Consider the following 25,857-nt stretch of genomic DNA (forward strand, 5'->3'; position numbering starts at 1 on the left):
CGTGGTTATGCTCCGCTGCCTCCTCCGGGCTTGACCGCTCATGCCCTCTCCTCCCCTACGATCCGTTCGGCCGCCCGCATGCGCACCGGAGCGGCCCGCGGGTTGTCCTCGATCTCCTGCTCGGTGGCCTTCTCCGCGCCGCGGGTCAGAATCCTGAATTCCGGTCCCATACCGGGCAATTCGACCGGTAGGTCCAGGGGCGTGCGCGATACCGACCGCTTGGCCAGCGCCGCCTTCACCACCCGGTCCTCCAAGGACTGGTAACTCATGACCACGATGCGGCCGCCCGGGGCCAGCGCGTCCAGCGCGGCGGGCAGCGCGGCCTCCAGCGACTCCAGTTCGCGGTTGACCTCCACCCGCAATGCCTGGAAGGTGCGCTTGGCCGGATGCCCGCCCGTGCGCCGGGCCGCGGCCGGGATGGCGTCGTAGAGCAGCTCCACCAGCTGCGCGCTGGTGGTGAACGGGGTGCGCTGGCGGCGCCGCACGATCTCGGCGGCGATCTTGCCCGCGAACCGTTCCTCGCCATAGGTTTTCAGCACGCGGGCCAGCTCGCCATGGCTGTAGGTATTGAGCACGTCGGCGGCCGTGGGGCCGGTGCTGGAGTCCATCCGCATGTCCAGGGGTGCGTCGATGGAGTAGGCGAACCCGCGATCGGCCTCGTCCAGCTGCATGGAGGACACACCCAGGTCCATCAGAATCGCGCTGACCGAGCCCTTGTCGGGCAACCCGGCCTGCTCGAGCGCGGGTGCGATGCCGTCATACCTGGTGTGCACCAGGGTGATCCGATCCCGGAACGGTGCTAGTCGCTCGCCCGCCAGCTTCAGCGCGGCGGTGTCGCGATCCAGCCCGACCAGGCGGATATTCGGATACGTCTGCAGGAAGTACTCGGCATGACCGCCGAGCCCCAGCGTGCAGTCCAGGTAGACCGCGCCCTCGGAATGCAATGCGGGACCGAGGATTTCGTCGGCGCGATGGAGGAGAACCGGAACATGGCGGGGGCCGTCACTGCCTCGGTGCACCTCGACCTCCCGGAATTTCCTGCCTCACGTTCATTCGCACGGCCATATATGGCCGCTAGCGAAAAGGACCTTCGAATTGGGCGAATGCCCCGTGGTCTCTGACCGAAGCACCGTACCTGGCGTTGGGGAAGTACGTCAGGGTCGGTGTCGGGCAGAGGCCGCAGGGCACTCGCCTCGCTGCGGGCTAGAAGATCCCGCCCAGCGACTCGTCTCTGGCCTGCGAGTAATCCTCCTCGTGCTCGGCGAGGTAGGAATCCCACGCCGTCTTGTCCCAAATTTCGAGGAAGTCGACCGAACCGATCACCACGCAATCCTTGGACAGATTGGCGTAGCGGCGATGTTCGGCCGACAGCATGATCCGGCCCTGTGCGTCCGGACGCTGCTCATCACTGGAAGCCGCCAAGGCCCGGACGAATGCGCGGGCCTGCGGATTGGACCGGGATGCCGCCGCGGCTCTCCGCGCCAGGGCGGTGAACTCGTCCTTGGGATACACGGCAAGGCTGTGGTCCTGTCCCTTCGTGACCATCAACCCTCCCGCCAGCTCGTCCCGGAACTTCGCAGGCAACGTCAGTCGCCCTTTGTCGTCCAACCGAGGGGTATAGGTCCCGAGAAACAAGCCTCGACACCTCCTGCCGGATCACCCTCTCGACTGTTCGGCCTCCTGTAGTGCGGGCTCCACATTACCCCACTTTCCCCCACTTTCAATCGAAAGCGTCGGTGATCTCGGTCCCCGCTTGGCGAACTTCGCAGGTCACACCAGCTATCACCGAGGTGGGGAAGATTTCCTGCAGTTCCCCCGACACGCGCGACGCGCGCCGGGGAGCATCCGACAACTGCCAGCAAACCCGCAGATAGCGTGCATTTCCGACATTCGTGGGGCGCGGTGGGGACCCCCGTGGGGAGGTGTGGGGAATCCTGGAACCCTCCCGACACGCCGAATCGGCACCAACGAGAAACGCCGTGACGCCACACACCAATCGGTGTGTGGCGTCACGGCGTGTCGCTGAATCTTCAGTTAGTCGATCATGGTCCGCTGCCGTGCGACGCCGAAAACCCTCGGCGGCACGGCAGCCTGGTCAACTGTCCTGTTCGAACCTCTTGCGGAACCGGTCCTCCATCCGCGAGGAGAACCCGCCCTGCTTGCGAGGCTTCGGGTGGCCGGCGCCGGGAGCGCCGCCCGTACTGGGATGCGCATCGGCGCCGCGACTGCTCGGCGTGCCCATCCGAGGGCCACCGATCAGCAACAGCACACCCGCGCTGAACATGACGATGAATCCGACCAGACTGATGATCGGGAAGCCGCCCGGCTTGAACGGTGCGGCAATACCGGCCACCAATAGGAACAGACCGAGGGCGAACAGGGCGGCCGCCTGAAGTCTGCGTCGACCGGTGGCAGAACGTAACCGTCCACCCCGAACAGTCGAGGCGAACTTCGGATCCTCAGCATAGAGCGCGCTCTCGATCTGTTCGAGCATGCGCTGCTCGTGCTCGGAGAGTGGCACGGTACCTCCCCCGGCACTAGGTGGTGGCTGTCGCCTCCGGGTAGACGACGGATAGCCGACCTTGGCGGCTGTCTGTCACCAATAATACGAGTTCGATCAGACCGCGACCACCTACTCGCCGATACTCACGCCAGCATTCCGGTTACCCACCCTGAACTGGGCCGCAGCCGGGCCGCGGCGGCCAGCAGGTCCGCCACGTCGTGCAGGAATGCGTTTACCCGCGAAGCGAACTCGTCCGCGCGGTGATCATCGATGGGCCGCGGCAACCCGGCCTCCAGGGCAGCCCGGGTCTCGGACTGACCGGTGAAATAGTCGGCCCACATCACGAATTCCGGTGCTGCGCGCTGCATCAGGACCCAGGCGTTGCGAGAACGCGCGCGGGGCGCGCGGTCTGCTCCCGTGAGTGCCAGCACGGCGCCCGCGCCGCGGAGGGCGGCGAGGTAGGCCGTGCGGAAGCGTTCCGCCGGATCGGTTTCCCCCTGGGCTTCCAGCAATAGACCGTCCGCCTTGCGCAGTAGATCGCCGGCGCGGCCGGGATGGCCCGGTCGTTCAGTTTTCCCGCTCATTTCGGGTACCTCCCCACTCGCACACCTGCATTCGCTTCCCAGAAGGACATCCGGCCCCGATCGGGCATTTCGCCCGCTGGAAAGATCGAACAGATATTCGAAGGTTTCTCGTGGGTTTGAATATAGAGAGACCCACCGACAAGTTGACGCTCCCCAGTGGCGCTACTGTCGACCACATCCGTCCGCGCCAACGAGAGTTGCGTCCAGCCGATGACCGCAGTCACCCCCAAACCGACGCCCGCGCCCGTGGTGGTCGACCTGTCGGCCGCTACCCTGCGGCACCGGCTGCACGACGCCCTCTCGGTCTATGTGGCGGCGATGGATTACCCGCGCGGCACCGAACACCAGCGCGCGCCCATGTGGGCCGAGCACACCACCAGGCCCGGCTGGCAAGCGGTGGCGGCGGTGCTGCCCGACGACGACGGACGGCTCGACCTGCGCACCGCGCCCATCGTGGCCATCGCCTACGGGTATCACGGTGCGCCGCACCAGTGGTGGCATCAGCAGGTGTACAGCGGCATGCGGCGCACCGGATGGCCCGAACACGCCGCGCGGGAACTGCTTTCGGACTACTTCGAACTCACCGAGCTGCACGTGCACCCGGCGGCGCAGGGCCGCGGGCTCGGCGAGATCCTGCTCACCCGGCTGTTGCAGAACCGGCCCGAGCCGACCGTGCTGCTGTCCACGCCGGAGGTGGATAGGGAATCCAACCGGGCCTGGCGGCTGTATCGGCGGCAGGGGTTCGGAGATGTGGTGCGGCACTTCATCTTCTCCGGCGACACCAGGCGGTTCGCGGTGCTCGGCCGGCGGCTGCCCCTGTGAGCCGCGGCGACCTCGGCGCCCGCCGCGTCGTCATCGTCGGTTCCGGGCACAATGCGCTGGTCGCGGCCTGCTATCTGGCGCGGGCCGGGCATCGGGTCGAGGTGCTCGAGCGCGACACCGTACTGGGCGGGGCGGTGTCGACGGTGGAGCGGTTCCCGGGTCACCTGGTCGATCGGGGCTCGTCGGCGCACATCATGATCCGGCACACCGGGATCATCGAGGAGCTGGAGCTGGCCCGGTTCGGGCTGCGGTACATCGACTGCGACCCATGGGCTTTCGCGCCCGCGCCCCCCGGGAGCGGGCTGCCGCCGATCGTGTTCCATCGCGATGTGGACCGGACCTGCGCGTCCATCGCGGCGGCGTGCGGGGAACGGGATGCCGAGGCGTATCGGCGGTTCGTGACCGTGTGGGGACCGCGCAGCGCCCGGGTGATGCGGGCGTTCTCGGCGACGCCGACGGGCGGGAACCTGCTGAAGGCGTTCTGGGGCATGGACCCTCGCGAGGCCGCCGGGGCGACCGGCCGCAGCAGTGCCGGGGCCCTGTCCCGGGAGATGGTGCAGACCGGAGACGCGCTGCTGGACAGCCTCTTCGACAGTGAACGGCTCAAGGCCGCGCTGGCCTGGTTCGGCGCGCAGTCCGGTCCGCCCATGTCCGAACCCGGGTCCGCGCCCATGGTGGGATTCGCGGCGCTCATGCACACGCTGCCGCCGGGCCGCGCGGTCGGCGGCAGCGGGGCGCTCACCACGGCGCTGGTGGCGCGGCTGGAATCGGACGGCGGCATCGTGAGCGCCGGGGACGCGGTCACCGCGATCACCCGGGCCGGAGACGGCTGGGAGGTGCGCACCGCGGACGGGCGAAACGTGGAGGCGGACACCGTGATCGCGGGCACCCACATCCTCACCACGCTGAACCTGTTGGAGCAGGGCGGATTCGGCGCCGGGGTGCTCGCCGGCTGGCGGCGGCGCATTCGGGTGGGACCGGGCATCGGCATGGTGGTGCGGGCCGCGCTCAGCGACCTGCCCCGGTATCCAGGCGCGGAGACCGCCGAATCCGCCCACGGCCTGCAGCTTCTCGTCACCGATCGCCGCGAGCTGCGCCGCGCGCACGGCGCCGCGCTGGCCGGGGATCTGCCGCCGCGACCGGTCGTGCTGGCCATGAGTTTCAGCGCCCTGGATCCGAGCATCGCGCCCGCGGGTGAGCATCAGGTCACGCTGTGGTCGCAGTGGCATCCCTATGACCTGGCCGACGGCACCGCCTGGTCCTCGCACGCCGACCGCGAGGCCGACCGCATCATCGCCGAAGTCGACGCGCACGCACCGGGATTCGCCGGGACGGTGACGCAGCGCTTCGTCCAGACACCCGCCGACCTGGAACGCGAGATGGGCCTGCTGGGCGGCAATGTCATGCACGTCGAGATGTCCATCGACCAGATGTTCATGTGGCGGCCGCTGCCCGAACTCTCGGGGCAGCGGGTTCCGGGGGCGCCGGGGCTGTACCTCACGGGCGCGTCCACGCATCCCGGCGGCGGCGTCTCGGGTGCGAGCGGACGCAGTGCGGCCCGCCTGGTCGAACACGACCTGCGACCCCGCCGCCTCTTCCCGCTGCGTCGATGACCTCCCCGGACCTACCCGCGCGCACCAATCCCACTGCGGCCGTGCCGAAATCGCCGTGGCCGGCGCAGGCGCCATCGTCTCGGCGCCCCGGACGTCCGGCACCGATCGGCGCGGGGCGAGCGGAGACCGGATTCCCCAGCCGGGCCGCGGCGATCGCGGCGACGCCGGCGGTGGTGCTGGTCCTGGTGCAGATCACGTATCCGCTGGCGCACGGGGCAGGGCGGGATCGGGTGACCGTGGTGGTCGTATTGCTGTCGGCGGCGACGGCTCTGGCGCAAGCCGGGGTGACGCGCGGGGTGCGGTGGGCTGCTGGTTTGCTGGCGATCGTGTCCGGGATCGGGCTCGGTGCGGAGGTGCTGGGGATCGCGACCGGGTTCCCGTTCGGTAGCTACGACTATGCGAGCGGGCGGCTGGGTCCCGAGCTGCTCGGGGTGCCGCTGATCGTGCCGCTGGCCTGGACCGGTGGGCTGTATCCGGTATGGGTGGTGGCCGGGATGCTGGGTCATGGTGCGGCCGGGCGGATTTCGCTGACGGCGCTCGGGGCCGTCGGGTGGGATCTGTTCCTGGATCCGCAGATGGTCGCGGATGGGCAGTGGACGTGGCGCTCGACGGTAGCCGGATTGCCGGGGCTGGACCAGATTCCGGTCACCAACTATGCCGGCTGGTTCACGGTGGCGGCGGTGATGGCGGGGTTGCTGGAGTGGTGGGATCGGACCGCTCCGGATACCGGCGCGGCGCGAATCGTTCCGGTGGCGGTATTCATGTGGACCTGGCTGGGCTCGACGCTGGCGCACGCGGTGTTCCTGGGGCTGCCGGTGTCGGCCGGCTACGGGTTCTGCGGGCTCGGTCTCCTGGGGATTCCGCTGGTTCGGACGCTGAGCGCCCGTCGAATCACCCTATGGCCCGGGGCGCATGGCACGATGTGACCCGTGCAGCCGAGTCCGAACATGTCGACAGCAGAGGAAACGCCCGAATCCATGACACCGTCGGATCCCAGTGCGTCGGGAGCGCGGCGACGGCGACGGTGGGTGCGGATGCTGGCCGTGGTCCTGTTCGCGGGGCTCGCCGTCATGCTGACCGGATGCCTGCGGGTGCAGGTGTCGATGGGTGTGTCCTCCAATGACCGGGTGTCGGGCCGCATCGTCGCGGCGGCCGTGCCTCAGAACGACAAGGACAAGGGGCCGCAGCTCAAGGCGCCCGACGGATTGCAGGGCAAGGTGCGGGTGGATTCCTACGCACAGGACGGATACGTCGGCAGCCAGGTGTATTTCGACGATCTCACCTTCGGTGAGGTGCAGCAGCTGGGCGGCATGTCCGACCAGACCTCCGGCATGTTCAACCTGGTCTTCAGCCGCACCGGCGACCTGGTCACCCTGACCGGCCGGGTGGACCTGAAGAGCCTGCCGCCCCAGGGTTCCGACGTGCAGCTGACCGTGGCCTTCCCGGCCCGCGTCGCCACCACCAACGGCACCCGCGAGGGCGACTCCGTGGTGTCCTGGAAGCTCCCCGCCGGGGATGTCAGCACCCTGCATGCGGAAGTCGGCTACGCGGACCCGAATACGCGCTCCTTCGCCGGCTGGGCAGGCATCGTCGGGGGAATCACCCTCGCGGTCGCGGCCGTGGTCGCGGTCCTCGCCTACATGGCCCGCAACCCCGATCCGCCGGCCTACGTCCGCGCGGCCCGGTGGCTGCGCCCCGATCGCACCAAGACTCGATGACCCTCGCCGCCAGGGCGGTGACGGCCGGTAGCGCCGTCGCCGCCCTCGGCGCCGCAATCGCCCTGGCGAACCTCCTCGGCACCCGCCGCCTCCGGCCCGCCGGCCAACCCGTCACCGAACCGGTCACCGTCTGCGTCCCCGCCCGCGACGAGGCCGCCCGCCTTCCCGCCCTCATCGCCGATCTGCGCGCCCAGCAGGGCATTCCACGGCTCCGGGTGCTGATCCTCGACGACGGCTCCGCCGACGGCACCACCGCCGCAGCCCGCACCGCCATCGGCGACGACGACCGATTCCTGCTCTCCCGCAACGACATCGACCCCGCCCCGGGCTGGACCGGCAAGACCGCCGCCTGCGCCCACCTGGCCGATCTCGCCCTCGAGTCGCCCGCACCCGGATCCCCCACCGGCACGCTGATCTTCCTCGACGCCGATATCCGGCTCGCGCCCGCCGCGCTGGCGGCAGCCGTGCGCGAATTGCGTTCGGCCCGGGCCGACCTGGTGTGCCCGTGGCCCCGGCAGCGCGCCGAATCTCCCGTGGAGCGCCTGGTCCAGCCACTCCTGTGCTGGTCCTGGGCCTCGACCTTGCCCAGCACCCTGGCCAACCGGACCCTGCGCCCCGCGATGGCCGTAGCCTGCGGCCAGTTCCTGGTCTTCGACGCCGCGGCCTACGCCGCCCTCGGCGGTCACGCGGCCGTGGCCGGCAGCGTGACCGAAGACCTGGCCATCGCCCGCCGTCTCCGCCGCAGCGGACGCCACACCACCCTGGTCACGGCCGGCCCCCTCGCCGCAACGCGGATGTACCGCAACACGACCGAGCTCACCGAGGGATACACCCGCTGGCTGTGGTCCGCCTACGGCGGCCCGGCCGGCAGCCTCGCGGTCGGTTCGATTGCGGCCCTGGCGTTCTGGGCCCCGCCCCTGGCGGCGGTATGCGGGCGCGGACGACTGCGCCGGATGGGACTGCTGGGTTACGGCGCAGCGGTCACCGCCCGGCTGCTGGCCCGCTCGACCGAGAGCGGCGGCACCCCGGGCGGCGCGGATGTCGTTGCCGCGCTGGCACATCCGCTATCGGTCGCGGCCTACCTGATGCTGTCGGCCCGCTCCCACCGCGTGTACCGGGCGGGCGGGCTGCGATGGAAGGACCGCCCACTCGGCACCCGCTGACCGTGCCGGTCAGGGGACGGGGGTCATGCCGATGGCGGGGAGGAAGAAGCAGGTGGAGGTGCCGTTGCGGACAGTGCCGAAGACGGCGGCGAGGACGGTGCCGGAGCCGGTGGTGACGGGGACCGCGCGGACGCCGCCGACGGGGAGGGCGGCGGTGAAGTAGTCGCGAACGGCCTGTTCGACCGTGGGGCGGAGTTCGGCGGGAACCTGGGGCGGGATCATGACGTTGAGGACCTGATTCAGGGGCCCCATGGGGACGAGGCCGCCGCGGCCGGTGGACATGTTGAACCAGGCCACCTGCATGCCGGAGGTGTCGACGCCGTCGGGGCTGATGCCGTAGGGGACGAAGGCGAACATGGCCTGGCCCGCCTTGACGGCCGAAAGATCCAGGCCGGGAATGGAAGCCCCGTACTTGGGCCACGGGCCGGGGATGGCGCCCGCCATGGCGGGGGCGATGCCGAGGGTGGTGCCACCGAGGCAGAAGGGGGCGGCGGTCGGGTAGAGGAAGGGCTGGATGCCCAGGGCCTTCAAGCCGTCGACGGCGTGATCGTAGGCGGAGAGCCAGTCGGACGGGCCGGCGGTATCGGATCGGGTCGATGGATCGGACCCGGCGATGTCGCCCACGGCGGTGATGGCGGCCAGGGCGGCGGCCGCCTCCTGGGTTACGGCCGCGGCGGGCGAATCGGCGGGGGCTGCGGCGGCCGGGCCGGCCAGGGTTGCCGGACCGGCGGCCGCGAGGGCGGCGCAGGCGCCGACAGCGCCTGCGATACGAACGAGGTGATGGAACACGGACATAGGTGGCTCCCCTCGAGGTCACGAGTCGAGGGGGACGCTACTCCGCTGACCAGCGCGTACCGGGGATTTGATCCGGCATGCCGGGTGGTGGATCAGGCGTGCGCCGGGGTCGCCGACATGGTGTAACCCAGGTTCGCCAGCACTTCGCTGGTGGTCTTGGCGAAATTCAGCGTGATGAAATGCAGGCAGGGCGCACCCTCGGCGATGAGGCGCTGGGCCATCTCCGTGGCGATCTCGATGCCGACCTCACGGACCGCGGCGCGATCCTCCTCCGGCCCGTCGCCCGCGGCCTTCCGCAGTCGCTCCATCACCGTGGCCGGCAGCGGACGGCCCGATAGCTCCTCCGCGCGCTGCACGGTGCGCAGCGAGGTGACCGGCATGAGCTCGGGAATGATCGGTTTGGCGCCCTCGACCGGATCGCAGGCCATGGCCCGATCCCGCAGGCGCAGATAGTGCTCCACGTCGAAGAACATCTGGGTGATCGAATACTCCGCGCCCGCACGCAGTTTCGACACCAGGAAGTGGGTGTCCTGATCGAGGTCGGTGGAGCGCGGGTGGCCCTGTGGGAACGAGGCCACACCCACGTGGAAGTCGCCCAGGTCGCGGACGATGCGCACGAGCTCGTCGGCGTACTCGACGCCCTCGGGGTGCTTGACCCACTCCCCCAGCACGTCGCCGGGCGGATCGCCGCGCAGCACCAGCAGATTCCGGATGCCGGCGTCGGCGTATGCGCCGACGATCGACCGCAGCTCGGCGACCGAGTGATCCACCGCGGTCAGGTGCGCGACCGTGAGCAGCGTGGTCTCGCGCGCCAGCTGGCCGGTGACCCGGATGGTGCGGTCACGGGTGGAGCCGCCCGCGCCGTAGGTCATGGACACGAAGGCCGGGTGCAGCCGCTCGAACTCGCGCGCGGCCCGCCACAGGCGCGCCTCACCGGCGGCGTCGCGTGGCGGATTGAACTCGACCGAGAACGGGATCGACCCGTCCGGGCGCGGGCCCAGCTGCTGAACGATGGAGCGAGTTCCGGACACCCGAGGCGTGCGGGAAACTCGGCCTGGGGTCGAATATCCCCGTACGTTGTCGGAACTCACGCGGACATTTTACGGGCCCGGACCCGGCGCTGGACCCCGACCTGCGCTTATCCCAGCAGGTGAGACCGATTCGGACCCGACCGATTCCCGTCGGCGACACGGCGGTCGGTAGAGTCGGACACAACCCCGCTGGCTGCGCACGCGCCGCGCCGCGGCACTCACCAAGGAGGCTCCCCTGTCCGCCGGACCCGGTACCCCGACCCGCCACCCGGTCGGCGCGGGAACACTCGTCGCCGCCGTGGAGGACCGTCTCACCGCCTTCTTCCGCACCCGGGAGCCGATCGTCGCGCCGCTCGGCCCGGTGTTCGTGGACGCGGCGGCGGCCCTGGAGGACTTCGTCATTCGCGGTGGCAAGCGGACCCGGCCCTCCTTCGCGTGGACCGGCTGGCTGGGCGCGGGCCGCAGCGCCGACGACCCGGACGCCGACGCCGTACTCACCGCGTGCTCCGCACTGGAGCTGGTGCAGGCGTGCGCGCTCATCCACGACGACATCATCGACTCCTCCCGCACCCGGCGCGGCTTCCCGACCGTGCACGTGGATTACGAACAGCGGCACCAGGATCAGCGCTGGGCGGGTGACAGCGACCACTACGGCGTGAGCGTCGCCATCCTCATCGGCGATCTGGCCCTGGCCTGGGCCGACGACATGACCCGCGACGCCGGCCTGCCCGCCGACGCCGCCGCGCGTTTCGCCCCGGTGTGGGCGGCCATGCGCACCGAGGTGCTGGGCGGGCAGCTGCTCGACATCCACGGCGAGTCCGCCGGCGACGAGACCGTCGAGGCCGCGCTGCGGATCAACCGGTACAAGACCGCGGCATACACCATCGAGCGCCCGCTGCACATGGGCGCGGCGCTGGCCGCGGCCTCCGCCGAGTTGGTCGCCGCCTACCGCGAATTCGGCACCGATATCGGCATCGCCTTCCAGCTGCGCGACGACCTGCTCGGCGTCTTCGGCGATCCGGCCGTCACCGGCAAACCCTCCGGTGACGACCTGCGCGAGGGCAAGCGCACCGTCCTCATCGCCGAGGCCCTGCAGCGCGCCGACGTCACCGCCCCGGCCGCCGCGGACCTCATCCGCTCCAGCCTGGGCACCGACGTCACCCCCGAGCGGGTCGCCGAATTGCGTACGGTCCTCACCGAACTCGGCGCGGTCGACGCCGTCGAGAAGCGGATCGGCTCGCTCACCGACCAGGCGCTCACCGCCCTGGACGCCAGCACCGCCACCCCGGACGCCAAACAGCAGCTGCGCGCCATGGCCCTGGCCGCCACCGCGCGTGCCTACTGACCGGCCGGGCGCGAGGGTGCGGGGCATGAGAACTGTTGCGGGACCGGCCGATCGGGTCGTGGTGATCGGTGCGGGACTGTCCGGGCTGTCGGCCGCGCTGCACCTGGTGGCCGCAGGGCGTCAGGTGACCATCCTGGAGCGCGATGATCGCCCGGGCGGGCGGGTCGGCGCGTATCGCGGACCCGACTACGAAATCGACTCCGGGGCAACGATTCTCACCCTGCCCGAGCTCATCGACGAGACGCTGGCGGTGGTCGGGCACACGCGCGAGTCGGTCGGCCTGCGGATCCTCGACCTGGCCCCGGCGTATCGGGCACGGTTCGCGGACGGCTCCGAGATGGGCGTCTACGCCGACGAGGAGCAGATGGCGGCCGAGATCGCACAGGTGCGCGGACCGGGCACGGCGCGCCGCTACCGACGGCTGCGCGGCTGGCTGAAAGACGTGTACGAGGCCGAGTTCCGGCAGTTCATGGACACCAACTTCGATTCCCCGCTGGACATGGTGCGGATTCCGGAGAAGCGGGTGGCACTGGCGAAACTGGTGCGGCTCGGCGCGTTCGGGCGGCTCGGGCCCAAGATCCGACGCATCGTGCGGGACCCGGAGGTGGCCCGGCTGTTCAGTTTCCAGGCCCTGTTCGCCGGGATGGCGCCGAACCGGGCACTCGGGGTGTACGGCGCGATCCCCTACATGGACACCTGCCTGGGCGTCACCTACCCCGAGGGCGGGATGCGGGCCATCGCCGAGGCGCTCGGCCGCGCGTTCACCGCCGCGGGCGGCACGCTCGAACTGAACGCCGAGGTGATCGGCATCGACTACACGGGCCGGCGGGCCACCGCCGTGCGCGCCGCGGACGGACGCGTCTTCGACTGCGACGCCGTCGTGGTGACCGCCGACCTCGGATCGCTGCCGCGCTTCGGGCTGCGACGCCGGATCGGGCTGCGGGCCTCGCCGTCCGCGGTGGTGGCGCACGGCACGATTCCCGCCGCCGTAGCCCAGAGTTGGCCCGTACAGGCACATCACACCATCGACTTCGGCCGGGAGTGGGACCGGACCTTCCACGAGATCGCCGCCCGGCGCGGCCACGGGCGGCTGATGAGCGATCCCTCGCTGCTGCTCACCCGGCCCGCGCTCACCGATCCGACCCTCTACATCGAGCGTGCCGAACAGCACATCGACCGGGACGGGCACCTGCGCGACACCGTCCGCTACGAGCCGCTCTCACTGCTGGCCCCGTGCCCGAATCTCGAGGCCGCGCCACTGGCCTGGGAACAGCTCGGTCCCCACTATCTGCGCGAACTGCTCGCAATCCTGGAAGAGCGCGGCTATCAAGGCATTTCGCGATACTTCCGGATCGACCACCTCGACACCCCGCGCACCTGGCGGGACAAGGGCATGATCGCGGGCACCCCGTTCTCGGCCGCGCACCTGTTCCGGCAGACCGGACCCTTCCGCACCCGGAACCTGGTGCGGGGCCGCGCGAATGTGGTTCTCGCAGGCTCGGGCACCGTGCCCGGTGTCGGCGTGCCGACCGTGCTGTTGTCCGGGAAACTGGCGGCGGCGCGTCTCATGGGTGATCCTCGACATGCCGGTATCGGATCCGCCGACTCCGGGGCTGTGGCCCCCGCGCCCACACACTAGACTGACCGCGTCCTGAACCAACGCGGCCGCAGCCGCCTACCTTTCCGGGGGGAACGACCGCCTATGCCGACCCCCCCTATGGACGCCGCCACCCCGGACGCCGCGAGCACCACGCGCCTGGCACCGGCCACCCCGGGCGCCCCCGCCATCGACGGCACCGCCACGCAGCGCTGGCTGCGCCACGCGTCCGACTTCACCCGCAGCCCCGAGGGACACGCGGCCACACTCGGATTCTTCGGCGCCCTGCTGATCACCTTCGGCGGATTCGGTGCGGGCAGTGTGCGGCGCAGCGACCCGCTGCTGGAGGTCATGCACCTGTCGTGGCTGCGCTTCGGGCACGGGCTGGTGCTGTCGTCGGTGTTCGTGTGGCTCGGCGTCATCGCCATGATCACCGCGTGGGTCCGGTTGGGGCGCATCGTGATCGGCAAGCAGCCGGGCACCACCGTGTCGCTCAACGAGCTGCGCGGGATCGTCGGCATCTGGATTTTCCCGCTGCTGTTCTCGGTCCCACTGTTCAGCCGCGACGCCTACTCGTATCTGGCCCAGGGCGCGATGCTCCGCGACCACATCAACCCGTACGTGTTCGGTCCCTCGGAGTTGAAGGCGAATGCCGCTGCGGTACTGGACAATGTGAGCCCCGTCTGGCTCAACACCACTGCGCCGTACGGTCCGGTCTTCCTGCTGATCGGACGGGCCATCACCACGATCACCGGCGACAATGTGGTGGCGGGCACCATCGCGCTGCGGCTGGTGATGCTGCCGGGCCTGGTGCTGATGGTGTGGGCGATTCCGCATCTGACCAAGCACCTGGGCGGCAAGCCGACCATCGCGCTGTGGCTGGCGGTGCTGAACCCGCTGGTGCTGATCCACCTGATCGGCGGCGTGCACAACGAGATGCTGATGGTGGGCCTGATGGCCGCGGGCATCGCGCTGGTGCTCGAGCATCATCATGTGGCGGGCATCGTGGTGGTCGCGATCGGGGTGGCGGTGAAGGCGACCGCCGGTGTGGCGCTGCCGTTCCTGGTGTGGATCTGGATGATTCACGAACGCGAGCGACGCGCGGCGCAGGACGAGGGCGATCTGCCGCATCCGATCCGGACCTTCGCCAAGATCACCGCGCTGGGCGTGGCCATCTTCGCGGCCGTGTTCGTGCTGGCCACCTGGGCCACCGGCCTGCGGGACCACCAGATCGGCTGGCTCACCGCGCTGTCCGGGTCCAAGAAGATCATCAACTGGCTGTCGCTGCCGACCATCATGGCGCACGTGGTCACCTGGGTGACCCCGCTGCCGTTGGAGTCGGTGCTGCCGTGGACCCGCACCCTGTGCGCGGTCGTGATGGTGGCCGGCCTGGCGTGGGCCTGGTGGCGGTTCAAGAACAGTGAGCGGGAGGCCGTGCTCGGCATTCTCGTCGCGTTCGTGGCGATCGTGATCCTCTCGCCCGCGGCACTGCCCTGGTACTACTCGTGGCCGCTGGCGCTGGCCGCCGGATTCGCGCTGTCCACCCGGACCCTGCAGGTGCTGGTGGGGTTGTGCACCTGGCTCATGCTGGTGTTCCAGCCGGATGGTTCGCCCGTCACCAATTCGGTGCACGGCACGCTGGCCATCCTCGCGGCCGTGGTGGCGGCGCTGTCGCTGTGCACGGTGGATCCGCTGAAACTACGGGCCGCCCGCCCGCAGACCGATCAGCTCGGCGCCGCGCCCGCGCCCGGCCCGGCGTGAACCAGTCCGCCGTGCTCGACCAGCCCGTGCTGCCGGATCAGTCGGAACGACTCGACCGCGCCTACCGCGACTGCCGCCGGATCGCCGCCGCCCACGGCCGCACCTACTTCCTGGCCACCCGGCTGCTGGAACCGGAGCGAAGACCGGCCGTGCACGCGCTGTACGCCTTCGCCCGGATGGTCGACGACATCGTCGACGCGAGCGACGCGCCCAGTCGCGCAGCGGAATCCGCGGCGCGGCTGGATCGGATCGAACACGAGCTGCGGGCCCGCCTGGTGGACGCGCCCATCGACCCGGACGATGCGCCCGAGGACCCGGCACTGCTCGCGGTATCCGACACCATCCGCCGGTATTCGATTGCCGCCGAGCACTTCTGGGTGTTCCTGGACGCCATGCGCATGGACATCCCCGGCGGGCCCCAGTATCGCGACCGCTACCCCACCATGGCCGACCTACGCGACTACATGCGCGGCTCGGCGGCCGCCATCGGACTGCAACTGCTGCCGGTGCTCGGCACGGTCGTCCCGGTGGTCGATGCCGAACCCGCGGCGGCGGCGCTGGGAGAGGCCTTCCAGCTCACCAACTTCCTGCGCGATATCGGCGAGGACCTCGATCGCGGGCGGGTGTATCTGCCCGCCGACGAATTGGCGGCCTTCGGCGTGGACGCCGAACTGCTGTACCACTGCCGGGAATCCGGCCGCACGGACCCGCGGGTGCGACGCGCGCTCGCCCACCTGATCGCCATCAACCGCGGCGTCTACCGCCGCGCCACCCCCGGCATCGAACTGCTCAGCCCCCGCGTGCGCCCGGCCATCCGCACTGCGGCCACGCTCTACGGCAGCATCCTCGACGAGATCGAACGCACCGACTACGCCGTCTTCACCCGCCGCGCAGTGGTTCCGCAGCACCGCCGCTTACGCGTCGCGGTACGGGAACACTTATCCGCCTCTCCGCGCCTTCTGCCGGTCTTCGGGGAGCCCCTCCGATAAGCGACCGGACCGGCGGTCGTGCAACGGGTCGGCTCTTGAACGTCCCCGACGAGTTACCCGTACGGCACCAAATCAGTTGGCGCCTCGGGCATCGGGCCGCGCGCAGTGCCCCGGCACCGCGCGCGGGGAGGTCTGCTGTCAGAAGGGATCCGCTGCGGCGCGCCGGATCACTTCACGGGCCAGCGGGCCGTGGATGGCGTCGATGGGACGACCGGGGAGACTGTCGTCCTCGGTGTAGATCCACTCGAGGATTTCCTCGTCGGTGTACTTGCCGTCACGCATCACCGTGATCAGACCGGTCAGATGCTTCGCGACGGCACCCGTGGAGTCGAAGAACTCCTTCGGGATGCCGGCCACGCCGTCGCGACGGACCGCGAGGATCTGGTGGTCGCGCAGCATCTGGTGAACCCGCGTGACCACCATGCCCAACTGGTCGGCCACGTCGGGCAGCGGGATCAGGGTCACCGAATCCGGCAGGACGTCTTCGCTGCATGGAAAGGCACTCACGCCGACCACGGTAGTCTCTCGCGTCGCGACCGTCGCATCACACCCCGACGCGACTACCATCGGGTGAGCCGCACCGGGCGGGCTCGGGAAAATCGGAAGGGTTGCAGTTTGATCGGCCAGATGCTGGAAGGGCGCTACCGCATCGACGCGCCGATCGCGCGTGGCGGCATGTCCATGGTGTTCCGGGGCGTGGACACCAGATTGGATCGACCGGTCGCCATCAAGGTGATGGACCCGAAGTTCGCCGCCGACCCGCAATTCCTCACCCGCTTCGAGCTCGAGGCGCGCGCGGTGGCCAAACTCAAGCACCCGTCGCTGGTCGCGGTCTACGACCAGGGTGTGGACGGCGACCATCCGTTCCTCATCATGGAACTGGTCGAGGGCGGCACCCTGCGCGAACTGCTGCGCGAACGCGGGCCCATGCCCCCGCACGCGGTGCGCGCCGTCGCCGAGCCCGTGCTCTACGCCATCGGCGTGGCGCACGCGGCCGGGCTGGTGCACCGCGACATCAAGCCGGAGAACGTGCTCGTCTCCGACTCCGGTGAGGTGAAGATCGCCGACTTCGGACTGGTGCGCGCGGTCGCCGAGGCCAAGATCACCTCCGACAGCGTGATCCTCGGCACGGCCGCCTACCTCTCGCCCGAGCAGGTCACCAGCGGCACCGCCGACGCCCGCAGCGACGTCTACTCCGCGGGCGTCCTGATCTTCGAAATGCTCACCGGCCGAACACCGTTCACCGGTGACAACTCGCTGTCCATCGCGCTGCAGCGGGTCGAGAAGGACGTGCCCAGCCCGGGCCGCCTGATCACCGGCGTCCCACCGGAATTCGACGAGCTGGTCGCGCACGCCACCGCGCGCGAACCCATGCATCGCTACTCCGACGCCACCGAGATGGCGAACGACCTGCGTCGCATCGCCCGCGAACTGAAGCTGCCCGACTACCGGGTGCCCGCGCCCACCGAATCGGCCGAGCATCTCAGCGCCAAGTACCGGGTCGGGCCCACGCCCGCGCCGCGCGTACCGGTCTCGCCGCCGTCCCGCCCCATTCCGGGCGCGGCCGATCTCACCACCCGGCTACCCGCGGACCCGCCGACCGCGCACATGCAGCCGCACGCGCAGCAGACCCGGGTGATGACCGCGGCGCGGGAAATCCCGCCGGAGTACCAACGGCAGCAGCCCGAGTACGCGCCGCCGCCCGGACCGCCGGGCAACCACGGCTACGGCTCGGACCTGATCGAGGATCGCGGCAAGTCGCGGCGCAAGGTCGTCATCTGGTTGAGCGTCGTGGTCGCGCTGGCGGTGCTGCTGGGCCTCGGCGGCTGGTGGCTCGGCGTCGGCAGATATTCGGCGGTGCCGTCGATCGCCGGCATGGACACCCAGAAGGCCGTCACCACACTGCAGGACGCAGGCTTCAAGACCGAGACCCGGCAGAAGGCCTCGGACATGATTCCGGTGGGCAATGTGGTCGGCACCGATCCGCCCGCCGGAACCCGGGTCACCAAGGGATCATCGGTCGCGGTGCTGGTCTCCAGCGGCAAGCCGAAGGTCCCCGACATCCAGGCCGGACAGGACGTCAGCTCGGCCGACAAGGCCATCAGAGACGCGGGTCTGACGCCGGTGGACGCCGGTGAGATGGGCAGTACCGCGCCGAAAGGGACGGTCGCCAAGGTGGATCCGGGACCCGGCACCGTGCTCCCGGCCAATGCCCAGGTGAAGGTCTACCGCAGCAAGGGTTCCCAGCCGGTCAAGGTGCCGGATGTGCGGGGCAAGACCGAGGACGAGGCCCGGACGGCCCTGCAGAAGGCCGGGCTCACCGTCAGCTCCACCCGCGACCAGTACGACACCAAGATCAAGTCCGGGCAGGTGATCGGCACCGATCCGGCCGCGGGCACCAGCACCGAATCCGGCAGTGCCGTGGTCCTCATCGTCAACAGCGCGATCGACATGCCGAACCTTTTGGGCGCCAATGTCTCCACCGCCCGCAGCAAGCTGCAGGCCCTCGGCCTCTCGGTCACGGTCCGGCAGCTGGCCAACAACGACAGCTCGATCGTCATCTCGCAGAGCACCGCACCCGGCGACACCGTCCAGCCCGGCTCCACCATTACCCTGGTAGCGATACCCTAGCCGCCTCCCCGGGACTTCAGCGGGCGGCAGAAAGCCGTTGCCGGACATGCATCCGTGCCGGCGGTTGGGTGCCGAAACGATTTCGGGCGTACCCGACGAGTTACCCCCACCGGTACGAGATCAGTTGTCGCCCTGGGCACCGAAATACACACGGCAGAGCCCGGACCGCCATTCCGGTCCGGGCTCCTTCGCTCGTTCCTGTATTACCGCAGCATCTCCGCTACCAGGAAGGCCAGCTCCAGTGACTGCTGGGTGTTCAGGCGCGGGTCGCAGGCGGTCTCGTAGCGCTCCTCCAGGTTGAGGTCCGAGATGTCCTGCGCGCCACCGAGGCACTCGGTGACGTTCTCACCGGTGAGCTCGATGTGCAGGCCGCCCGGGTGGGTGCCCAGCGCGTGGTGCACCTCGAAGAAGCCCTGTACCTCGTCGACGATGCGGTCGAAGTGCCGGGTCTTGTAGCCGGTGGAGGACTCGTGGGTGTTGCCGTGCATGGGGTCGCACTGCCAGATCACCTGGTGGCCGGTGGCCTGCACCTTCTCGATGATCGGGGGCAGCACGTCGCGGACCTTCTGATTGCCCATCCGCGCGACCAGGGTCAGACGGCCGGGCTCGTTGTTGGGGTCCAGGCGCTCGACGTACTCCACGGCCTGATCCGGCGTGGTGGTCGGGCCGATCTTGAGGCCGATCGGGTTGGCCACCAGTTCCGCGAAGGCGACGTGCGCGCCGTCGAGCTGACGGGTGCGCTCACCGATCCACAGGAAGTGCGCCGACAGGTCGTAGAGCACCGGCTCACCCGAGACCGGGTGCTCGCTCAGGCGCAGCATGGCCCGCTCGTAGTCGAGCACCAGCGCCTCGTGGCTGGCGTACAGCCGGGCGCTGGACAGGTTGGGATCGTTGACGCGACAGGCCTTCATGAAGGCCAGCGCGCGATCGATCTCGGTGGCCATCTGCTCGTAGCGGGCGCCGGCCGGGGACTGGCTCACGAACTCGCGGTTCCAGTCGTGCACCTTGTGCAGGTCGGCCATGCCGGCGGAGGTGAGCGCCCGCACCAGGTTCATGGCCGCCGAGGCGTTGGCGTAGGCGCGGACCAGTCGCGACGGATCGTGTTCGCGCAGCGCCGCATCCGCGACCAGCGAATTCACCATGTCACCGCGGTAGGACCGCAGGCCCAGCGAATCGACGTCGGCGGAACGGGGTTTGGCGTACTGACCCGCGATGCGGGCCACCTTCACCACGGGCAGGCTGGCGCCGTAGGTGAGCACCACGGCCATCTGCAGCAGGGTGCGGATATTGCCGCGGATGTGCGGCTCGGTGTTGTCGGCGAAGGTCTCCGCGCAATCACCGCCCTGCATGAGGAACGCCTCGCCGCGGGCCACCTCGGCCAGGCGCAGGCGCAGCTCCTCGACCTCGGCGGGCACGCAGATGGGAGGCACGCTCTCCAGCACGGTGCGCATCTTGGCGGCCTGCTCGGGATCCCAGGACGGCTGCTGCAGAGCCGGGCGAGCCAGCGCGTCGTCGAGACGCCGACGGAGCTCGGCGGGCAGCGGAGGAAGTTCCGGCAAGCGATCGATCGGTACGTCGACGGTCCAGTTCACCAGTTCAGGATACGGATTGCTCTTGGTGACCCGGACCACCCCCAGGGCTCGAGTTCCCCACACCGGGTCGCCGCCTACGCTGGGACCGGATGATCTGCCCATCCGACCCGGACCTGAGCTGAGGAGAGACCCATCTCACTGCGGTACTTTTACGATTCGGAATTCATCGAGGACGGGACCGTCATCGACCTTGTCTCCATCGCGGTGGTGTGCGAGGACGGACGCGAGTTCTACGCGGTCTCCACCGAATTCGATCCCGAGAAGGCCGGGCCGTTCGTCCGACGCAATGTCCTGCCCAAGCTACCGCCGCCGTCCTCGCCGCTGTGGCGTTCGCGCGAGCGCATCCGCGACGATCTCTACAAGTTCCTGGTCCCCCGCCCCGGTGTGGAACCCGAACTGTGGGCCTGGGTCGGCGCCTACGACCACGTGGCGCTGTGCCAGCTGTGGGGCTCCATGGTCGACCTCCCCAACGTGCTGCCCCGCTACACCAATGAGTTGCGCCAGCATTGGGAGCAGCACGGCCGGCCGGTACTGCCGCCGGTGCCCAAGGACGCGCACGACGCGCTCGCCGACGCCCGCCACAACCTCGCCAAATTCGAGGCCATCGAAGCGGCCCGGCGCCTGCGCGCGGTCTGAGATCCGCATGCGAAAGGCCCCGGGAGACTTGGTCTCCCGGGGCCTTCTCGGTGGTCCGGCAGGCTAGCCCGCCATGGTTTCCGGAATGCGGTCGGCGTCCGGGCGGCTGCCCGACGGCACGCCCTTCTTCAGGCTCGCGGCGTACACGTCGACGTACTCCTGATCGCCCATCCGCATGAGCTCGTACATGATCTCGTCGGTGACGGCGCGCTCGACGAAACGGTTGCCGCCCATGCCCTCGTAGCGCGAGAAGTCGATCGGCTCACCGAATTTCACGGTGACCTTGCGCGGCCGCCAGCGGAACGGACCGGGCGGGCACACCTCGTCGGTGCCGATCAGGGCAACCGGGATCACCGGCACTCCGGTCTCCAGGGCGAGGCGTGCCACACCGGTCTTGCCTTTGTAGAGGCGGCCGTCCGGGGAGCGCGTGCCTTCGGGGTACAGGCCTACCAGGCGACCCTCGTCCAGCAGCTTGCGCGCGGTATTGAGGGCGCTCTCGGCGGCGTCCGCGCCGGAGCGGTCGATCGGGTACTGACCGGCACCGGAGAAGAACCATTTCTGCAACCGGCCCTTGAGACCGGGCGTGGTGAAGTATTCGGCCTTGGCCAGATAGGTGATGCGGCGCGGGCTCATCAGCGGGGTGAAGAGCCAGTCGGTGAACGACAAGTGATTGCCGGCCAGAATCGCTGCGCCCTTCGCGGGAATGTTCTCGACGCCCTCAACCTGGGGCCGGTTGACGAGATGCATCCATGGACCCGGGAACACATACTTCAGCAGCCAGTAGAACATTGCGTCCTTTCCCCTGTTTTCGATACCCGGGACCGGCCTCGTTGCGGGCACCACCACTCGCTTGCCTACCCTACCGCTGAGTCCGCACGGTAACCAACCGGCAGTGGCGCGTTTCTCCAATGACGGGACTTTGGTCCCACGCTGCGGAATCCGCCCGTCGGTGAGCAGCGCGGTCAGCGGTGCGCCGGTACCGCGTTCGACGGCGACGGGACCGCGGCGCGGGCCAGTTCGGCCGCGCCGATCATGCCCGCCGCCTCGCCGAGTTGGGCGGTGCGGATGCGGGCCATACGGCGGTGCCGGGCCCCGGTGATGGAGGCCGCGTAGTGCTCGCGGGCGTCGTCGAGGAACAGTGGGGCAGAACTGCTCACGCCGCCCGCCACCACGATCAGGTCCGGGTCGAAGATATCGCTCACGAAGGCCAGGCCCAGGCCGAGCCAGCGCGCGAAATCGGTCATCACCTCGAGGGCGACCGGGTCGCCGTCCTGCGCCGCGCCCGCCACCCGGCGACCGGTCAGCGAGCCCGGATCGCGCCCGGCCTCCCGCGCCAGCACCGTGGAACGCTGTGGGTCGGTGGCCAGCAGTTCGATCGCGGTGTCCACCAGAGCCGTTCCGCTGCAATACCTTTCCCAGCAGCCACGTTTGCCGCAGGCGCAGGTGCGGCCGTTCGGCACCACCTGAAGATGCCCCAGTTCCGGTGCGACACCGAAGCTTCCGCGATACAGCTGGCCATTGATGAGCAGCGCCGCGCCGATGCCGGTGCCGATGGCCACCAGCACCACATTGCGCCCTCCCGCCGCCGCACCGAAGCGGTACTCCGCCCACAGCGCGGCATTGGCGTCGTGCTCCAGGATCACCGGCAGGCCGAGGCGGTCGGTGAGCCGCTGCGCGACCGGGGCGTCCTCCCACGGCAGGTGCGGGGCGAAACGCACGGTGGCGCGGTCCTCGTCCACGAAACCGGCCACCGCGAGACCGACCGCGCCGATGGCATGGTGGGAGCACAGTTCACGGACCGCCCGGGCCAGGCCGTCCTCGAGGGCGCGGGCGGAATGCGGGGTCGGCGCGGTCACGGTGTCGAGCACCTCGCCCGCACCATCCACCACCGACGCCCGAATATTCGTGCCGCCCACATCGATACCCACGGTCAGCGGCACGTCCTCACCGCCCGTCATGCCTTGATGGTCACGTCGATGGGCACGTATTTGGCGCGCTCGGCCCGCCTGCCGCCACCGGGCTGTGCACCGCCGCGGCCGGCGGCCGGGCCCGAATCGCGGGCGGGTGCGGGCTGTCCCACGAATCCGGCGGGACCGGGCTCGGCACCGGGGTGCGCGACCCCGAAGGGACGGTCGGGGGCGGGCTGATCACCGGCTACTCGGTCGTCCGCGGAGTCCATGCGGAAATCGTTGTGCGGCACCGTATCCGAGCCACCCGGGTCGCTGTCTCCGGGACGGCGCGCCGCGCCCGGGCCGGGACCGAAGGGGTCGTCCGGCGACCCGGCGTCCGGGTGGGCCTGGGACCGATTCCGGGCCGCAGCACGGCCCTGCGCACCGGCGAGGAAGCGCGCGAACACCGCGGCCAGGCCCGCCGCACCGTGCGGGTCGCCGGATTGCCCGCCGCCACGAGGGAATTCGCTCCCGCCGTCCGGGCCGCCATCGCCGCGCGCGGCGGCGTCGGCAAAGGGCAGATCACCTGCACCGAAGCCGGTTTCGGCGACATGCGAAAAATGATGCCAGGCTTGATATTCCGGTGATTCCGGATCCAGGTCCGGCGGGATCACCGGATCCACCGGGACACCGGCAAGCGCCTCGCGCAACACGGTCACGATGGCGGTGCCGTGTTCGGCGATGGCCGCCACCACATCGTGGTGCTCGCCGCGCACGATGGCCGCGGCCGCACACACCGGGCACCAGCTGCAACTGGACCATTCGGTGCGGCCGTCGGAGGCGGTGCGGCGCAGCACCGGCTCGACGCGCTCGAGGACGGCCTCGGCCAACAGCCGGAGCTCCTCCGCGAATTCGCCGAGATTCTCGTCGGGGTGGCCGGGACGCGGGTGGTGCGTGGTGGTCATTTCGGCCAGACCTGAGGATCGGGCCGGAAACGGATCACCAGGTGGTCGCCGTCGAGCTCGGCGGCCTCGACCGTGCACCGCCGCAATACCGGGGCCAGCCGCAACCGCCGCCGGACGCCGTCCGCTCCCACGATCAAATCGTCCTCCACTCGTCCCAGCCGCAGGGTCGACGGATCGACCACCGGCAGATGCATGCGCATCGCGAACACCGAGTGCACGCCCGCCCCGGACTCGAGCCCCACCACCGGCTCGGCGGCAGTACTTCTCTCGAGGCCGGGCAGCACACTGTCCGCATCTGTGCCCAGCATAGGGACCGGACGCCCTCCCACCCAGTTACCACTCGCGTCGACCGCGTAGGACAGCGCCGCCAGCGAACCCAGCCCCACCGGTTCGGCTCCCGCGTGCGCCACGACCTGCACCGGAACCCCGCGCAACCGCCTGCGCAGCTCCCCCGCCACATCGAGTTGCTCGCCGCGCCGGTTGAAGTACCACTGCACCGCCGGATGCGGCGGCTCGACCGGATGCGGGGCGGGCATCTCCGGCAGCACCTTGTTCACCAGGACCGCGTCCAAGCGGATACCGAGGAGCGCCGCCGCCGAGCGCACCCGCGCCGACTCGGCCACCGCGACCAGTTCCGCGGCGGTCACCAGGCGGGCGCCGGTGCGGACCTGATCCGCCAGCAGGTCACGGGCTTCCATCACCGCCTGCACGATCTGCTCGACGGTCACCGCCAGCACCGCCTTGCGGAAGTCCGTGCCGATCGCCTCCATCGTCCTGGCGTGCGCGGGCCACACCCGCTCCAGGTAACCGAGCACGGTGTCCGGCGCGGTGACGATGCGCAGCATATCCGCCGACGGTGGGCAGTCCACCACGATCACGTCCCACCGTGCGTCATTGGCGAACTGCGTGATCTCCAGCATGGCCAGCAGTTCCTGCACCCCCGGCAGCCCGGTCAGCTCCGCGGGATCCAGTGCCCCCAGGTCGAATCCGTGCTCGTGCCCGGCCCCGGACGCCATGACCAGCACCTGCCGGAACCGATCCTCCAGCAGCGCAAGCGAATCCACCTCGATGACATCCAGCGCCGGCTCGGCGTCGGGGTCGCGGACATCCGCGAAAGCCGGTGCCGGGCTGTGGAACATGGGGAGGGGCAGGGTGGCGACAGCGGGGGTCGCGCCGTGGCGCAGGCGGTAGCCCAGGGCATCGCCGAGAGAGTGTGCCTGGTCGAGAGAGGCCAGCAGGACACGGCGGCCGTTGCGGGCGTAGGCTAGTGCGGTGGCGCAGGCCAGGGTTGTTTTTCCGACACCGCCCTTGCCGATGAACAGCTCGACGCGGGTGGCGGGGCGCGGCGAGCGTTCGGTACCGCCGGCGATCAGCCTTCGACCCGTTTCTTGAGTTCCTTGAGAGCGGTGTCGGTGATGACCTTCTCCGCTTTGCGTTTGAACATGCCGATCATGGGGATGTTCAGATCCACGGTCAGTTCGTAGACCACCTGGGTGGTGCCGTCGGGCAGGGCGATCAACTCGTAGGTGCCGTCCTGCGTCTTCTGCAGATCACCCGAGACCAGGCTCCAGCTCACCGCGCGGCCGTCGGGCCGCCAGGTGTAGGCCAGGGTGTAGGTGTCCTTCACGACGCCGGCGTCCAGCACGAAGCGGGCGGTGCGGGCGCGGCCGTCCGGCAGCTTGTCCAGCACCTCGACCGAGCGGGCCGCGGAGACCCATTCCGGATACGACTCCAGGTCGGCGATGACGGCCATCACTCGATCCGAGGGGGCGTCGATCACGATCGACCGCTGAGTTCGATCGGCCATGGGCGGCAACGCTTCCTTTCTAGTGAGCGGCCGCGGGAGCGACCCCGGCCTTGCGCCCCGCCTCGAGGCGGGCCTTGATCTCGAAGGACATGACCTTGCCCGCGACGCGGCGAGTCCGGTTCAGGGCCAGCAGCTCACGCCCGGACATACCGCCGATGCCGCCGTGGGGTTCGGCGTGCATGAAGTAGTTCATGATGACGCCGTCCAGCATGGGCTCCAGCCAGACCTCCATGGTGCCGTCCGCACCACCGCTGACGGTCCAGCGAATACCCTTGTCGCCCCGGTCTTCCCGGACCTCCAACTGCAGGTCGGGCCACCAGCGGCGCCAGCGGGCACGATCGGCCAGCACCTCGGCCACGGCCGTGCCCGGCGCGGCGACGAATGTCTGGTCGGCAACCTGGATACTGCTCACGGTG

The 25,857-nt window shown here is 70.0% G+C and carries 25 protein-coding genes; 11 read left to right on the top strand and 14 right to left on the bottom strand.

The features are described from left to right. Nucleotides 1-38 precede the first annotated feature (38 nt). From rsmH to ACIRRA_RS18160, 4 genes are all read right to left on the bottom strand, one after another. The gene (gene rsmH, locus ACIRRA_RS18145; RefSeq protein ID WP_402768983.1) at nucleotides 39-1,019 is read right to left on the bottom strand and encodes a 16S rRNA (cytosine(1402)-N(4))-methyltransferase RsmH; all 981 of its coding nucleotides are present in this window, start codon (nucleotides 1,017-1,019) and stop codon (nucleotides 39-41) included. A gap of 184 nt (nucleotides 1,020-1,203) precedes the next feature. Then, nucleotides 1,204-1,635 carry a division/cell wall cluster transcriptional repressor MraZ gene (mraZ, locus tag ACIRRA_RS18150; RefSeq protein WP_033085808.1) on the bottom strand — a complete coding sequence of 144 codons (432 nt, stop codon included), beginning with the start codon at nucleotides 1,633-1,635 and terminating at the stop codon, nucleotides 1,204-1,206. A 460-nt stretch (nucleotides 1,636-2,095) separates the two neighbouring features. After that, nucleotides 2,096-2,521, bottom strand: coding sequence for a DUF3040 domain-containing protein (locus ACIRRA_RS18155; RefSeq protein ID WP_402768988.1), 426 nt, complete (start codon nucleotides 2,519-2,521; stop codon nucleotides 2,096-2,098). A 125-nt stretch (nucleotides 2,522-2,646) separates the two neighbouring features. Continuing rightward, on the bottom strand, nucleotides 2,647-3,087 hold the full coding sequence (locus ACIRRA_RS18160) for an SAV_6107 family HEPN domain-containing protein (protein ID WP_357005450.1): 441 nt from the start codon (nucleotides 3,085-3,087) through the stop codon (nucleotides 2,647-2,649). Between the two features lie 210 nt (nucleotides 3,088-3,297). Between ACIRRA_RS18160 and ACIRRA_RS18165 the strand changes: the two genes are divergently transcribed. The 5 genes from ACIRRA_RS18165 to ACIRRA_RS18185 all read left to right on the top strand — a co-directional run bounded on the left by ACIRRA_RS18165 (nucleotide 3,298) and on the right by ACIRRA_RS18185 (nucleotide 8,403). Next, entirely contained in the window at nucleotides 3,298-3,909 is a 612-nt protein-coding gene (locus ACIRRA_RS18165) for a GNAT family N-acetyltransferase (protein WP_402768991.1), read from the top strand. Beyond that, complete coding sequence (locus ACIRRA_RS18170; RefSeq protein WP_402768994.1) at nucleotides 3,906-5,522, top strand: phytoene desaturase family protein; 1,617 nt, start codon at nucleotides 3,906-3,908, stop codon at nucleotides 5,520-5,522. The genes ACIRRA_RS18165 and ACIRRA_RS18170 overlap by 4 nt, the downstream gene beginning before the upstream one ends. Then, nucleotides 5,519-6,448 (top strand): carotenoid biosynthesis protein, encoded by a 930-nt coding sequence (locus ACIRRA_RS18175; protein WP_402768997.1) that lies wholly within the window; start codon nucleotides 5,519-5,521, stop codon nucleotides 6,446-6,448. Before ACIRRA_RS18170 ends, ACIRRA_RS18175 begins: the two co-directional genes overlap by 4 nt. 108 nt (nucleotides 6,449-6,556) lie before the next feature. After that, complete coding sequence (locus ACIRRA_RS18180; protein ID WP_402769000.1) at nucleotides 6,557-7,240, top strand: LppM family (lipo)protein; 684 nt, start codon at nucleotides 6,557-6,559, stop codon at nucleotides 7,238-7,240. Beyond that, nucleotides 7,237-8,403, top strand: coding sequence for a glycosyltransferase (locus ACIRRA_RS18185; RefSeq protein ID WP_402769003.1), 1,167 nt, complete (start codon nucleotides 7,237-7,239; stop codon nucleotides 8,401-8,403). Before ACIRRA_RS18180 ends, ACIRRA_RS18185 begins: the two co-directional genes overlap by 4 nt. 9 nt (nucleotides 8,404-8,412) lie before the next feature. Here ACIRRA_RS18185 and ACIRRA_RS18190 read toward each other — a convergent pair whose 3' ends face one another. Both ACIRRA_RS18190 and ACIRRA_RS18195 read right to left on the bottom strand, forming a co-directional pair. Then, complete coding sequence (locus tag ACIRRA_RS18190) at nucleotides 8,413-9,198, bottom strand: hypothetical protein (protein WP_402769006.1); 786 nt, start codon at nucleotides 9,196-9,198, stop codon at nucleotides 8,413-8,415. A 92-nt stretch (nucleotides 9,199-9,290) separates the two neighbouring features. Then, complete coding sequence (locus ACIRRA_RS18195; protein WP_402769008.1) at nucleotides 9,291-10,289, bottom strand: methylenetetrahydrofolate reductase; 999 nt, start codon at nucleotides 10,287-10,289, stop codon at nucleotides 9,291-9,293. A gap of 175 nt (nucleotides 10,290-10,464) precedes the next feature. Here ACIRRA_RS18195 and ACIRRA_RS18200 point away from each other — a divergent pair, with 175 nt between their 5' ends. The 4 genes from ACIRRA_RS18200 (at nucleotide 10,465) to ACIRRA_RS18215 (ending at nucleotide 15,921) form a co-directional block, all read left to right on the top strand. Continuing rightward, nucleotides 10,465-11,574, top strand: coding sequence for a polyprenyl synthetase family protein (locus ACIRRA_RS18200; protein ID WP_402769299.1), 1,110 nt, complete (start codon nucleotides 10,465-10,467; stop codon nucleotides 11,572-11,574). 25 nt (nucleotides 11,575-11,599) lie between these two features. Continuing rightward, nucleotides 11,600-13,213 (top strand): phytoene desaturase family protein, encoded by a 1,614-nt coding sequence (crtI, locus tag ACIRRA_RS18205; RefSeq protein WP_402769011.1) that lies wholly within the window; start codon nucleotides 11,600-11,602, stop codon nucleotides 13,211-13,213. A 63-nt stretch (nucleotides 13,214-13,276) separates the two neighbouring features. Further along, entirely contained in the window at nucleotides 13,277-14,932 is a 1,656-nt protein-coding gene (locus ACIRRA_RS18210; RefSeq protein WP_402769014.1) for an alpha-(1->6)-mannopyranosyltransferase A, read from the top strand. After that, nucleotides 14,929-15,921 (top strand): phytoene/squalene synthase family protein, encoded by a 993-nt coding sequence (locus tag ACIRRA_RS18215; protein WP_402769017.1) that lies wholly within the window; start codon nucleotides 14,929-14,931, stop codon nucleotides 15,919-15,921. The genes ACIRRA_RS18210 and ACIRRA_RS18215 overlap by 4 nt, the downstream gene beginning before the upstream one ends. A 138-nt stretch (nucleotides 15,922-16,059) precedes the next feature. On the opposite strand, the gene ACIRRA_RS18220 is transcribed toward ACIRRA_RS18215, so the two are convergent. Beyond that, on the bottom strand, nucleotides 16,060-16,428 hold the full coding sequence (locus ACIRRA_RS18220) for an Rv2175c family DNA-binding protein (protein WP_357005419.1): 369 nt from the start codon (nucleotides 16,426-16,428) through the stop codon (nucleotides 16,060-16,062). A 108-nt stretch (nucleotides 16,429-16,536) separates the two neighbouring features. Between ACIRRA_RS18220 and ACIRRA_RS18225 the strand changes: the two genes are divergently transcribed. Then, nucleotides 16,537-18,552 (top strand): PASTA domain-containing protein, encoded by a 2,016-nt coding sequence (locus ACIRRA_RS18225; protein ID WP_402769020.1) that lies wholly within the window; start codon nucleotides 16,537-16,539, stop codon nucleotides 18,550-18,552. Nucleotides 18,553-18,755: 203 nt separating this feature from the next. Here ACIRRA_RS18225 and ACIRRA_RS18230 read toward each other — a convergent pair whose 3' ends face one another. Beyond that, the gene (locus ACIRRA_RS18230) at nucleotides 18,756-20,144 is read right to left on the bottom strand and encodes a class II 3-deoxy-7-phosphoheptulonate synthase (protein ID WP_402769023.1); all 1,389 of its coding nucleotides are present in this window, start codon (nucleotides 20,142-20,144) and stop codon (nucleotides 18,756-18,758) included. Nucleotides 20,145-20,282: 138 nt separating this feature from the next. On the opposite strand from ACIRRA_RS18230, the gene ACIRRA_RS18235 reads away from it, so the two are divergent. Continuing rightward, nucleotides 20,283-20,780 carry a polyadenylate-specific 3'-exoribonuclease AS gene (locus ACIRRA_RS18235; RefSeq protein ID WP_402769301.1) on the top strand — a complete coding sequence of 166 codons (498 nt, stop codon included), beginning with the start codon at nucleotides 20,283-20,285 and terminating at the stop codon, nucleotides 20,778-20,780. Between the two features lie 63 nt (nucleotides 20,781-20,843). On the opposite strand, the gene ACIRRA_RS18240 is transcribed toward ACIRRA_RS18235, so the two are convergent. The 6 genes from ACIRRA_RS18240 to ACIRRA_RS18265 all read right to left on the bottom strand — a co-directional run bounded on the left by ACIRRA_RS18240 (nucleotide 20,844) and on the right by ACIRRA_RS18265 (nucleotide 25,853). Beyond that, on the bottom strand, nucleotides 20,844-21,569 hold the full coding sequence (locus tag ACIRRA_RS18240) for a lysophospholipid acyltransferase family protein (RefSeq protein WP_357005413.1): 726 nt from the start codon (nucleotides 21,567-21,569) through the stop codon (nucleotides 20,844-20,846). A gap of 173 nt (nucleotides 21,570-21,742) precedes the next feature. After that, on the bottom strand, nucleotides 21,743-22,738 hold the full coding sequence (locus ACIRRA_RS18245; protein ID WP_402769026.1) for an ROK family glucokinase: 996 nt from the start codon (nucleotides 22,736-22,738) through the stop codon (nucleotides 21,743-21,745). Next, on the bottom strand, nucleotides 22,735-23,634 hold the full coding sequence (locus ACIRRA_RS18250; RefSeq protein ID WP_402769029.1) for a hypothetical protein: 900 nt from the start codon (nucleotides 23,632-23,634) through the stop codon (nucleotides 22,735-22,737). The genes ACIRRA_RS18245 and ACIRRA_RS18250 overlap by 4 nt, the downstream gene beginning before the upstream one ends. Then, nucleotides 23,631-25,007: an ArsA family ATPase gene (locus tag ACIRRA_RS18255; RefSeq protein ID WP_402769303.1), complete on the bottom strand. Its 1,377-nt coding sequence runs from the start codon at nucleotides 25,005-25,007 to the stop codon at nucleotides 23,631-23,633. Before ACIRRA_RS18255 ends, ACIRRA_RS18250 begins: the two co-directional genes overlap by 4 nt. Further along, a complete protein-coding gene (locus ACIRRA_RS18260) occupies nucleotides 25,004-25,441 on the bottom strand; it encodes an SRPBCC family protein (RefSeq protein ID WP_402769031.1) in 438 nt (145 codons plus the stop codon). Before ACIRRA_RS18260 ends, ACIRRA_RS18255 begins: the two co-directional genes overlap by 4 nt. 19 nt (nucleotides 25,442-25,460) lie before the next feature. Next, nucleotides 25,461-25,853: a polyketide cyclase / dehydrase and lipid transport gene (locus ACIRRA_RS18265; RefSeq protein WP_402769034.1), complete on the bottom strand. Its 393-nt coding sequence runs from the start codon at nucleotides 25,851-25,853 to the stop codon at nucleotides 25,461-25,463. Nucleotides 25,854-25,857 lie beyond the last annotated feature (4 nt).

The sequence above is a fragment of the Nocardia sp. NPDC101769 genome (assembly GCF_044766925.1).
Lineage (GTDB): Bacteria > Actinomycetota > Actinomycetes > Mycobacteriales > Mycobacteriaceae > Nocardia.